General features: G+C 59.9%; 7 protein-coding genes and 1 pseudogene. All 8 read left to right on the forward strand.

Translation table 11 applies throughout. From position 1 onward, the window contains the following. On the forward strand, nt 1-426 hold a 426-nt coding region (locus tag LLH00_18730), incomplete at its 5' end, for a cyclase family protein (GenBank protein ID MCE5273319.1). A 341-nt stretch (nt 427-767) separates the two neighbouring features. Continuing rightward, nucleotides 768-2426: a hypothetical protein gene (locus LLH00_18735; protein MCE5273320.1), complete on the forward strand. Its 1659-nt coding sequence runs from the start codon at nt 768-770 to the stop codon at nt 2424-2426. 830 nt (nt 2427-3256) lie between these two features. Beyond that, the gene (locus LLH00_18740; protein MCE5273321.1) at nt 3257-4888 is read left to right on the forward strand and encodes a hypothetical protein; all 1632 of its coding nucleotides are present in this window, start codon (nt 3257-3259) and stop codon (nt 4886-4888) included. Nucleotides 4889-5726: 838 nt separating this feature from the next. Beyond that, nucleotides 5727-6146, forward strand: a pseudogene (locus tag LLH00_18745) (flagellin). 882 nt (nt 6147-7028) lie between these two features. Next, nucleotides 7029-7361 (forward strand): hypothetical protein, encoded by a 333-nt coding sequence (locus LLH00_18750; protein MCE5273322.1) that lies wholly within the window; start codon nt 7029-7031, stop codon nt 7359-7361. A gap of 1373 nt (nt 7362-8734) precedes the next feature. Then, the gene (locus LLH00_18755) at nt 8735-10345 is read left to right on the forward strand and encodes a hypothetical protein (GenBank protein MCE5273323.1); all 1611 of its coding nucleotides are present in this window, start codon (nt 8735-8737) and stop codon (nt 10343-10345) included. A gap of 79 nt (nt 10346-10424) precedes the next feature. Continuing rightward, nucleotides 10425-10814, forward strand: a complete 390-nt coding sequence (locus LLH00_18760) for a flagellar protein FlaG (protein MCE5273324.1) — start codon at nt 10425-10427, stop codon at nt 10812-10814. A 202-nt stretch (nt 10815-11016) separates the two neighbouring features. Further along, nucleotides 11017-11637, forward strand: coding sequence for a hypothetical protein (locus LLH00_18765; protein MCE5273325.1), 621 nt, complete (start codon nt 11017-11019; stop codon nt 11635-11637). Nucleotides 11638-12189 lie beyond the last annotated feature (552 nt).

Raw genomic sequence — 12189 nt, forward strand, 5'->3', positions numbered from 1 at the left:
CCGCCCGAGCGCTTCATCCTGCCCGCGCTGGTGGTCGAAAGCGACAACCCCAAAGCCGTGGAGCAGGAAGAACTGCTGGCCCTGCACCTGCCGGTGGAGCGCGCGGTGCTGTTCAAGACCGCCAACTCGGCCAGCGGGCTGGTGCGAAGCCGCCGCTTCTCGGAAAAATATGTCCACCTGACGGCTGGGGCCGCCCGGCACCTGGCCGAACTGCGCGTGCCGCTGGTGGGACTGGACTACTACTCGGTTGACCCGTTCGACAGCCACGACTACCCGGCGCACCGGGCGCTTCTGACTGCCGGTGCGCTGATCCTGGAGGGGATCGACCTGGCGGCGGCGCCACCCGGCGAGTACACCCTGATCTGCCTTCCGCTCAAGCTGGACGGGGTGGAAGCCTCGCCCGTGCGCGCGGTCCTTCTACGCTGAAAGCCGCTTAATCAGGCAATCTGCCGATTTTCACGTCGATCATCCACCACGGTTTCCATACGATTTTCTAAAGTCTCTCACCCGGCTGACCGATAATCACAACAGGCAAGCCGCAGCGAGCCGCACTCGACGCAGGCCAAGGCGCTGTCGTACCCAGGAAGGGTGCGCACCCAGGCGCAGGCCGCGACGCGGCACAATCTTGCGACCACTTAACAGGACTGGAGCAAAAGCACCGGTTTCCACAGGCAGCAAAAAATAATCGAGCGGGAGCAGGGAACGCCCCCGCACGACTACAGAGCTCCTTAAAGCAAGGATGCTTTTGGATCATCAAGGAGGATGAGATGGCTCTGTCACTGAACACCAACATTTCCGCTATTACCGCCCGCCGTAACCTCATACGGGTGAACGACAAGCTCAAGACGAGCATGGAGCGTCTGTCGAGCGGTCTGCGTATCAACCGCAGCGCCGATGACGCCGCCGGTCTCACCATTGCCGAAAACCTCCACGCGCAAGTCATCGGTCTCGACCGGGCGATCACCAACGCCTCGGACGGAATTTCGCTTATCCAGACCGGCGAGGGCGCGATGAACGAGGGCAACTCCATCCTCCAGCGAATCCGCGAACTCTCGGTGCAGGCCTCCAACGGCACCCTGACCAGCCGCGACCGCCAGGCGATCCAGAACGAGGTCTCGCTGCTGATCGACGAGATCAACCGGATCAGCTCCACCACAACGTTCAACAGCATCAACCTGCTCAACGGCAACAGTTCGGCCCTGGTGAGCACCTCCAACCCCCTGGACATGAACGGGATCGTGGTCGGCGACGTGGCCGACGGCGGTATTTTCTCCGTAGCGATCAACGTGGCCGCCGCCCCGGGTGGGGGACGGATGTTCGGACGTAACCAGTTGCTGGGTTCCGGTATCATGACCCGGGTGGATGACAAGGGCAACGTGTATGACGCCACGGCTGATACCACATTGCAATCGATAAGCCGCTTCAAGAATTTCGCTGTGTTCGAGGGTGGAGTGCGCAGTGTGAACCTGACACTCAGCTCGGACGGCGGCAACCAGGTGACCAACATCGAGCTGTTCGCCACCGATACGCTGGAGATTGTCAAGGGCCGTATCTCGCTGGCGATCAACGACCCGAGCCTGACCACGGACTTGAACCTGGGCGGCGGTATCTCCAACGGAGCCCAACTGGTCAGTATCGCCTCGGTCGGCGAAAGCCCCTCCGGCGGTCAGCCTGGCGGCACCGTGCTCACAGTGGTCAACCCGGAGCCCGGCCGTCGCCTGGTCTGGGGCGGCGATGACAAGACCCTGTCCGCTTTCGGGTTCACCGAAATTCAGGAGGCCCAGCCGCCGGTGTTCTCGGTGACCGTGAATAATATCTCCGCACCGTTCGCCCGTTACATCCCGCGCAGTCTCAAGGTGTTCGGCGACCGTGTCTCCGGGCTGATCCAAGGCGTGGACATGAAATTCCGCACCACTCTGAACATCAGCCTTTCCGGGGCCTCGACCACCCAGGTGGGCGGGTTCAACATCCCGAAGCTCGTGGTGAGCCAGAACCAGGACAGCTCGAAATTCCTGCTCGAGATCACCCCGCGCCCGCTGGTGTTCCAGATCGGCGCGAACCAGGGCGATATACTCTCGACCAAGATCGGCGACATCAGCGCCCAGAGCCTGGGAATCAACGGGATCAACATCGTGGACCAGACCCTGGCCGGCGAGTCGATCCGGACGGTGGATGTGGCCCTGAACCGCCTGAACGCCGAGCGCGCCAACCTGGGCGCCGTGCAGAACCGTCTGGAAAGCACGATCCAGAGCCTGCAGATCGCCACCGAGAACCTGCAGAGCAGTGAGTCGCAGATCCGCGACCTGGACTTCTCGAACGAGATCGTGAATTTCACCTCGCTCCAGGTGCTGACCCAGTCGGCCACCTCGTTCCTGGCCCAGGCCAACGCCCTGAGCAACACGGTGCTGACCCTGATCGGCGGCTGAGCGGGATAGTTGTGAACCTGCCGGTGTGAACGGCAGAGCTGCCTGGGGTGTGGACACTGCAGGCGGCAGGTGACGGAAAAAGACATACGGAAGCTAACATATAAGTATTGTATTGGCTCAGTCGGTAAACGTGGATGTTTCGAAACGGAGGGCGGAGAACGCCCGGAGTAAAAAGAGAACGAGAAACATAGTCAGTTTCATAAACCCTCGGGGTATTGTGTCCGGCTCGGGCGGGTGGAACGCACCCTCCGGCTTGAGCTGCGGCCCCGATGCTGTGAACCCTGAATCGACGGATCAAGGAAGATCCGATACGGACAAGGAGGTCCGCCCATGACAGGCTGAATCCCCACATCACAGGTCCGACCTGATTCCCAGCACAACAGCCAGGCCGGATTGCCCGCACCAGCCGCAAGGCAAGCGCTGCGGCAATCCCAGACCCTCCAGGGACCGGAGCGATACGGTCAGGGGGAAGCTCTGCGCCCGGATGGGAACCGCAGGCCGGAGGACGGGTCTGGTGTGAAAAGCGGGATGCGGCTGCGGCGGAAGTCGACGCGGCGGCTGTCCCGGACCCACATGAGATCGAGAAACCGCCAACTGTGGATAGCTATATCCAACGCCGGAAAAGGAGGAGTGTAGCGGCGAACTGGCAGCAATGCCCCAGTACGGGAGGGGTGCGTTCGCAGAGAAAACGTGCTCCCGGATGTGAACGGCCGCGCGGGATTGACGCAGGCAAGGCAGAGAGCGCCGCGCCCTGTGACGGCAAGGTGAAAAATGAACAGCTATGGGTGAGTAAGGATGCTTACCGAAACTGAATCAAGGAGGATTTTCCGATGGCTGGACTGACACTCAACACCAACATCCCGGCCGTAAACACCCGGCGGAACCTATTGGTCCAGAACAAGCGCCAGGCCAAGAGCCTCGAGCGCCTTTCCAGTGGCCTGAGGATCAACCGGGCCGCGGACGACGCCGCTGGGATGACGATTGCCGAAAACCTGCGTGCTCAGGTCAAGGGCCTGGACCGGGCGGTGGCCAACTCGCAGGATGCCATTTCGCTGATCCAGACCGCAGAGGGTGCGCTGGGAGAGACCCACAACGTGCTGCAGCGCATGCGCGAGCTGGCGATCCAGTCGGCCAACGGCACGCTGACCAGCCGTGACCGCAAGGCCGTGCAGGATGAAGTCGGGCAGTTGATCGACGAGGTCAACCGTATCGCCATGACCACGACTTTCAACAGCATCAATCTGCTCAACGGCAACGTGGGCGCCCTGGTCTCGACCGATGACCCCAACTCGATCACCGGCATCATCGTGGGCAACGTGGGCGGCGGCGGCACGTTCTCGGTCGCGGTCAATGCGATCGACCTGGGCAAGCTGCAGGTGCAGAACTCCCAGACTTTCGTCACCGTGAACGAGGCCGGTGTGCCGCGCGACGCCAATATGAACACGCAGTTGCAGTCGATCAGCCGTTTCAGTGACTACGGAGTGTTCGCCGGCGGCCAGGACTCGGTGACCCTGACCATGTCGAGCGATGTGGACAACAAGATAACCCAGGTGCAGGTGTTCGCCACCGACACCCTGGGCGCCCTGATGAAAAAAGTCTCCCTGGCGATCAACGACCCCTCAACCACCACAGACCTGGGTCTGGCCTCCGGAATCAGCAACGGAGCCAAGCTGGTGAGCATCGCCAGTGTGGGCCTGGCTCCGGCCGGCGGCTCCGCAGGTGCGACCAGCATCCTGATCACCACTCCCGAGCCCGGCCGTAAGCTGGTGTTCGGCGGGGACGCCTCTCTGCTGACCGCCCTGGGGTTCAACGAGGTCCAGACCGCCGTGCTGCCGGTGTTCTCGCTGACAGTCAAAGATATTGGTGAGGGCAGGATTTCGACCAAGACCCAGCGTGTCTACGGTAACCGGGCCAGCAACATGATCCAGGGCGTGGACATCAAGTTCCGCACCACCCTGGATATCAGCCTGAGCAGCGTCGACACCGATTCGGTTGGAGCTTACCATATCTCCAAGCTCACACAGAACGGACTGGCAGGTCCGGACGGGTTCGTGGTGCAGGTTTCGCCGCGGCCGCTCTCGTTCCAGATCGGCCCGAACCACGGCAACTACATCAACACTCAAATCGGAGACATGACCTCCAAGTCACTCGGCATAGAGGGTATCAACGTGAGCGATCAGTTCCTGGCCCAGGAGTCGCTGAAGCCGATCGATCGGGCGATTGATCTGGTCTCGGCGCAGCGTTCCACACTCGGTGCGATTCAGAACCGCCTTGAAAGCACGATAGCCAACCTCAGCGTCGCGAAGGAGAACCTGCAGGCCTCGGAGAGCCAGATCCGCGATCTGGACTTCTCGAGCGAGGTGATCGAGTTCACTTCCGCGCAGATACTCACCGCCTCGGGCACCAATTTCCTGTCCAAGGCCAACGCGCTGAGCAACAATATTCTGAACCTGATCCAGTAATTCCGCCAGGCTCCCTGAGGCCCGGCCCGGGTTCTGCCCGGGCCGGGCCCGGAGCCGTCGCCGCAGGAAAAATATCCCTCCCGGTTTTCACCGGAACAGTCACGGCGGAAGAATTCACTTCCTCCGCCGCGGCGACTGCCGTCCAAAATTATTTTGAAAAATTCTAAACTTTCAATTTACACTGCCGATATAGGAGTATAGCCGATAGTTTCATCGGCATTGCATGTGTACGGCGGCGACCGGATAGCTCGAATTACCCTCAGACAGCCTTCGGGGATGTGCAACCCCGGGGGGTGATCGACAAAGTGTGACCAAATCTGGCAGGCCAAGAGAAGCACAACAAAAAAAAAGGCTTTTGGAGCCGCCACTCCAAAAGCCCGGAAGCACAATTACACCAGTTGATAAGTTGCAGGTCTACCCGGGAAAGTGGACCCATTTTGGTATGATGTAGATTGTGCCGTTTTGTTGTACTGCAATCCTCATACCAGCTTTCCGGATAACCCTGCCAGTCGACCAAGTTCGAGCCATCGCACACAGCATTTGCGCATCTGAGGCGCATTTGAGCGCCCAGGCACCCTGTAAGTAGGCATGCGCCAAGGTGTATCGACCCTCTTATCCGGGCAACCGAGATGAGAAATACAACGCCGAAAGAGAACTATTTTCCCATATGGAAAACAAAATTATCCGGTCGATGCCAGAACAATTCCCAACCAGGAGGTTGACATGAAACTGAGTGGATAGTTTCATGTGTTTGAACCCTATCCGCAGGAAAGTGGAGAATATGTAGAACGCGCTGTTGGGTATGGAGACCTTAACAGACGATCAAGGAGGATTCAAGATGGCTTTAGCCCTTAATACAAATGTTGCGGCCCTTAACGGACGAAGGAATCTGCTGATCAACAACCGTGCGACCAGCAAATCCCTTGAGAAACTGTCATCTGGGTTGAGAATCAACCGGGCCGCGGATGATGCAGCCGGCCTGTCGATCGCAGAAAATCTGCGTGCCCAGGTGAAAGGTTTGGGCCGTGCAGTGTCCAACTCCCAGGATGCTATTTCGCTGATCCAGACGGCTGAGGGTGGTCTGAACGAAACCCACAACGTACTGCAGCGTATCCGCTTCCTGGCCGTCCAGTCCGCCAACGGTGTGCTGACCAGCCGCGACCGCAAGGCGATCCAGGATGAAGTCACGCAGTTGTTGGCCGAAGTGGACCGCATCAGCGCCACCACTACTTTCAACAGCATCAACCTGCTCAACGGTAATGTCGGCGCCCTGGTTTCCACCGATGACCCGATCAACAGCATCAAGGGTCTGGTCGTGGGTAACGTGGGAGTCGGCGGCACGTTCTCGGTGGCAGTTTCCGCGGTCTCGATCGGAAAGCTCCAGGTCCAGAACTCCGAGCTGTTCGTGACGATCAAGGAAAACGGTGACCCGATCGACGCCAACGCAGCCACCCAGCTCCAGTCGATCAGCCGTTTCAAGGATTTCGGTGTGTTCACCGGCGGCATCGATTCGGTCACTCTGACCATGAGCACCGATTCGAGCAACCGGATCGCCGAGATCCAGGTGTTCGCCACCGACACCCTGGGCCAGCTGGCCCAGAAAATGTCCCTGGCGATCAACAACCCCAACTCGGTCCTCGATCTGGGCATGGCCGCAACCATAGCCGACGGAGCCACTCTGGTGTCCATCGGTAAGGTCGGTCTGGCCCCGGCCGGCGGCGGTGTGGGCGCCACCTCTATCGTGGTGACCACTCCTGAGCCGGGACGCTCAATGACGTTCGGTGGCGAAAGCTCGCTGCTTTCGGCCCTCGGCTTCAACGAGATCCAGACCGCTGTCTCCCCGATCTTCTCGATCACAGTGAAGGATATCGGCTCCGGCACGATCCCGGACCGTGTCTCCCGCGTTTACGGTGATACGGCCAGCGGCCTGATCCAGGGGGTGGACCTGCGGTTCCGCACTACACTCGATATCAGTATCAGCGCCACGGCAAAGGACGATATCAACGCCTACCAGGTATCCAAGGTGGTCCAGAACGCCCTGGCCGGACCGGATGGTTTCGTGGTGCAGGTTTCGCCGCGTCCACTGTCCTTCCAGATCGGCCCGAACCACGGCAACTACCTCAACACGCAGATCGGCGATATGTCCTCGACCAGCCTTGGCATCGCCGGGCTCAACGTCTCGGACCAGTTCTTCTCCCAGCAGTCGATCAAGTCGATCGATGTGGCGATCAGCCAGGTGTCGAGTCAGCGAGCCCAGTTGGGCGCCGTGCAGAACCGTCTGGAAAGCACTATCGCCAACCTGAACGTGGCCGAGGAAAACCTGAGCGCGTCCGAAAGCCAGATCCGCGATCTGGACTTCTCCGACGAAGTGATCAAGTTCACCTCGTCGCAGATCCTGACCAGCTCCGCCACCTCGTTCCTGACCCAGGCCAACGCGCTGAGCAACAACGTGCTGAGCCTGATCCGGGGATAATGGCCCGAGCCGTCTGAGTGGAAGGTGAGACTGTAATGTGACCGGCAGGTTCTAACGGAAAGCGATCGAGAGATGACCGCAGGTAATTACAGATCTGCTGTATGAAGTGCAAGCCGGCTCCGGGGACCGGGGGTATGTCACCGGAGCCGGCTTTTTATACAAAAAATGGGCTTTTGAAGCTGCAACTTCAAAAGCCCTGCACCTTTCTTCCGCGAAGAAGCATCCTTGAAGCCCATCCTGGGCGACAAGAATTGGGGTGCGACTTCCGACAGAGCAAGTTCCGTACCCCAGTATGCCGCGTCTGCGTGCCAGGCGCGGCATTTCTGTCTGCGGGGGACGGTCCCACCAAGCCTCTCTCCACTCGTTATTAATTTGTTTTTCAATCAATTACATCATTTTTGGCCTCTCTGCGGCGCCCCTGCGGACGCTCCGGCGCTGGGCCGGACAGTATCCGGGACCGCCGGAATCCGGGCTCCGGGACCGGCAAAGAGTGCAGATTGTTCTCACATTTCACGCAATTTTTTCCGCCCGTATTCAGGCCATCCGATCTTTGAACACGGCAAAAAAAGCGTAAAAAAAAAGATTAAAGATATCCAGCACCTTGCCGATATACGATATTAGAATTCGGCCGTAGTGACCGCTGCAACCGGTGACAAAGGCTGTCGAGGCGAAACTGCAATTTCCCCGGCGGCTTGGCTGAATCGGATTCCGCGAAGAAGAGACCTGGCAAACTGGGGTGAGAGTCGGAGGAGTGGTTTGTGCATTTGCATTCACCTCCTTTATGATTATCTTTCCCTGAAGTACCTCCCGGTGTTCCTTCTCTCGGCAATCCAAAGAAAAAACAAGAATTCCGGCCGTCGCGCATCATTTCGGCGACCGTGATCGAGTGCAGTAACCCGGTCCGTCAACGGCTGCAACCGTCCGGCCCGGCAAGGGAAAATCCGCGAAGAAGCGTCACGGGGATTCCGCAGGCAGCGGACAGTGTCCGGCAACCAAGCTCCGGATACTGTCCGCCTGTCCCGCCGCGCAGTACGCCCGCCCCGGCCTTTCATTTCGCAGACTTTCCCAGGCATAACCCGAGAACGCTTACAAACGCTGTATCCTGACCGCCCTTGACGCGGTTGGAGCGCAACACCGGTCCTCTCCACCTTCCTCCGTTATCCGGTCGCCGCCAGATGCGGGAAAAGGAGAGACCGGGCGCACCGTCCGCGCCGGAGGGTTCATCCGGGCCGATGGGTCCGTGACGGCCGCACACCGTCACCCACCCATCAGTCCGGTGGTCGGGACCAGTGGGACTCATCGCAGAGCGATACAGGGTAACCACATAAACCGACCCGGGTGAACGGACGGGACCCGGCATCAAGGAGGATCAAATGCCTGGATTGTCGATCAACACCAACATCCCGGCGCTACTGGCGAAAAGGCAAATGGGAATTGCCAGTGACAGGGTGACCAAGTCGCTCGAGCGTCTTTCCTCGGGACTTCGAATCAACCGGGCTGCGGATGACGCGGCCGGGCTGACCATCGCCGAAAACCTGCGCGCCCAGGTGGTGGGGCTGGAGCGTTCCATCGCCAACGCCCAGGACGGTATCTCGCTGATGCAGACCGCCGAGGGCGCCCTGGCCGAGAACAACAACATCCTGCAGCGCATGCGTGAGCTGTCGGTGCAGGCGGCCAACGGGACCCTGACCAGCCGTGACCGCCTGGCCATCCAGAACGAAGTGGACCAGTTGATCGACGAGATCGACCGCATCGCCAACGCCACCGAGTACAACTCGATCAAGCTGCTCAACGGCAACGTGGGCGCCCTGGTCAGCACCAACAACCCCGACAGCATCAACGGTATCACGGTGGGCGATGTGGGCGCCGGCGGGCTGTTCTCGATCACGGTGAGCGCCCAGGACCTGGGACGCCTCCAGGTACAGACCTCCGAGGTCTTCGTGACCATCGACAGCAACGGTAATGTCGCCAACGCCCAGGCCAGCACCCAGCTCCAGTCGATCAGCCGCTTCCAGGACTTCGGCGTATTCGGCTCCGGCGTGGACAGTGTCACGATCAAACTCGGTTCCGATTCCTCGAACAACCTGGTGGATGTTACGCTCTTCCGCACCGACACCCTGAACGATGTCACCCAGCGCATCTCCCTGGCCATGAACGACCCGACCACCTCCACCGACCTCAGTGTGGGCAATCCCTCCGCCGTGGGTGACAAGCTGGTGGGCGTGGCCACCAACGTGGGCGCGGACAACGTGACCCAGCTCTATATAGTAACTCCCGAGCCGGGACGGCGCATAACATTCGGCGGGGACGCCTCCTCGCTCAGCGCGTTCGGCTTCTCGGAGATCCAGGAGGGCAAGAGCCCGATATTCTCCCTCACCGTGACCGACATCGGCGCCAACGGCGGACCGACGACCCAGAAATCGCTGAAAGTCAGCGGCGACCGGGCCAGCGGCCTGATCCAGGGCGTGGACCTGAATTTCCGCACCAATCTCGACATCTCGATCGGCGGCTCCACCACGGTGGCCGGGTTCAGCGTGGTGCGGCCGCTTTCGGTCTCCGGCGCCCAGAACTTCGTCCTGCAGGTCTCGCCGCGGCCGCTCACTTTCCATATCGGCGCTGCGGCGGGCCAGGAACTCTCGACACAGATCAACACCATGAGTTCCAAGGCCCTGCAGGTGGACAAGATCAACCTGACCGACCAGAACCTGGCCAACCAGGCCATCCGCGCGGTCGACAACGCGCTCAACACGGTTTCGGCCCAGCGCAGCACCCTGGGCGCGGTCTCCAACCGCCTGGAGAGCACGATCTCCAACCTGCAGGTGGCGAGCCTGAACCTGCAGAACAGCGAATCACAGATACGTGACCTGGATTACTCCAAGGAGGTAATCGAGTTCGTCACCGGACAGATACTGTTCACCTCGGCCACCAGTTTCCTGCGCCAGGCGAACGCGCTGTCGAACAACGTACTCCAGCTGATAAGCTGAGACTGACCCCTTTCCCCCGGCCGGCACAGGTCGGGGGAAAGGCTCTTATGGAAGAATGTTTTGCCGCAGGAGGTAAGCGATGACGGATAGGGTCATCCCGACTGAATCGCTTGTCACCGGCGCGGCGTCCTCGATGGCTCGGTCCGCTTCTGCGGAGGTGTCGCGGCGGGCCGATCCACGGAACGGAGCAACCGAACAGCTGACAGAGGCTGCGGGAAACCAGGCCCCAGCAGCGGAAAAACTTTCCGAGGAGGATTCCTCGGCGCTGCTCCAGGAGCTGAACCGGTTGCTGGAGGTATACGATCTCGAGGCCAGGTATTACATCGATGAGTCAACAGAACGCAGAGTGGTGCAGATAAAGGACGCCCGCAGCAAACGTCTGATCCGCCAGGTGCCGAGCCAGGACTTTCTGGACAATGCCAGGACCCTGCACGAGTTGATGGGATTGCTGTTCGATAAAAAAGCTTGAATCCGGGCGCACAGATAGTACGCCGGTTCGGGCGGGTCGCTCTGCCAAGAACCCCGTCCGGAGGAAGGCTCCGCCGCTACGCGGGGCCTTCTTTTGTTGTTTATGCCGAAAATTGAAACTCTTCTTTCAGCCTCATAGTCCTATCGTTATATACCTCTCCATTGATCCAGCCTCAATCCAGACCAATCGAAGGAGAATCCCGATGCCAGCCGTTTCTATCGAGAATGAATCGACATCCAGTTGGGCGAAAACCGGCGCCTGGTCTGGGTTGTGCGCAATTTTGCTCTATGGCGCGATTGCCTCGCAGAAACTTCCACCCGCGGGCCTGGTGCTGGTTGGAGCCGGCCTGGGGCCGCTGCTTGGAGTAGCAGGCCTCGGCTTGAGCCGTACTCTGCAGCGACAGAGGCCCTCAGTCGCCGCAAGCTTGGGTTCGGCGTTCACTTTCGCGGCCGGTGCTCTGTTGACCGCGATGCTGCTGGTGCAACTGGCGGTCAAGGCCCGTGCCTCGGCGCAGGGAGCGCCGCCGGAGTTTGTCGGGCTCTGGCTCGGGCTGGACGTGGCCTGGGATATTTATATCGGTCTGGGAGCGGGGCTGTTTTCGCTGGCCATGCTGCGGCGGCCGGGTTTCGGAAGGCTGTTCGGGATTCCGGGTCTCCTGCTCAGTGTGGCGCTGCTGGCGCTCAATCTGGGCACGTTCCCCACTCCGCCCGGGGATGCCGGGCTGTTTGATATCGGGCCGCCGGTCGGCCTCTGGTTCCTGGCGGTCTTTGTCCGGCTGGCTTTTCTCGCCCGGCCAGAAGCCGAACCCGAGGAGCGGCCTTAGGTCTTCCGCCGCAATTCATGACTTGCCCATTTTTTCGGCGTGATCCACATAAGCGCCCGCGCCACAGGATCTGTCCGGCGATCGGGATCGCCAACCTGGCAATCATCCGAGAAATGAAACGCAAGTTTCGAGTCATTCAAAAGTGATAAATGCACGCCGGTAAGCCTGAAAATCCCTTTGTCGCACAAAAATCCTCCCAGATGGGGAAATGCTCAAAGGGTCGGGGGATGGTGAAAGGAGGGATTTTTCGCAGAAAAATCCTGACCGAGTAGCCATCCCCCAAGAAATACAAGAAACCCTCAATGTATAGCGATCAATATCTCCGGGCTGGGAATGCGGGGCTGTCCGACCTCGTGCCGCTGGTGGGACTCTGGCTCCTGGCGGATTATATCCGGCTGTCTTTCCTGGCCCACCAGCATTGTCCGGTTAGGAACTTGCAGTTTGAAGCTGACCGTCTCATTTCTGCTTTGGTTTCGGCCAAAGCAGCAAAGCCAGCGGGGGCCGCAAACTCGTCCAAACCGAGACTCTGCGTCAATCTTAAGTGTTTACGGA

Source organism: bacterium, from assembly GCA_021372515.1.
GTDB lineage: Bacteria > Gemmatimonadota > Glassbacteria > GWA2-58-10 > GWA2-58-10 > JAJFUG01.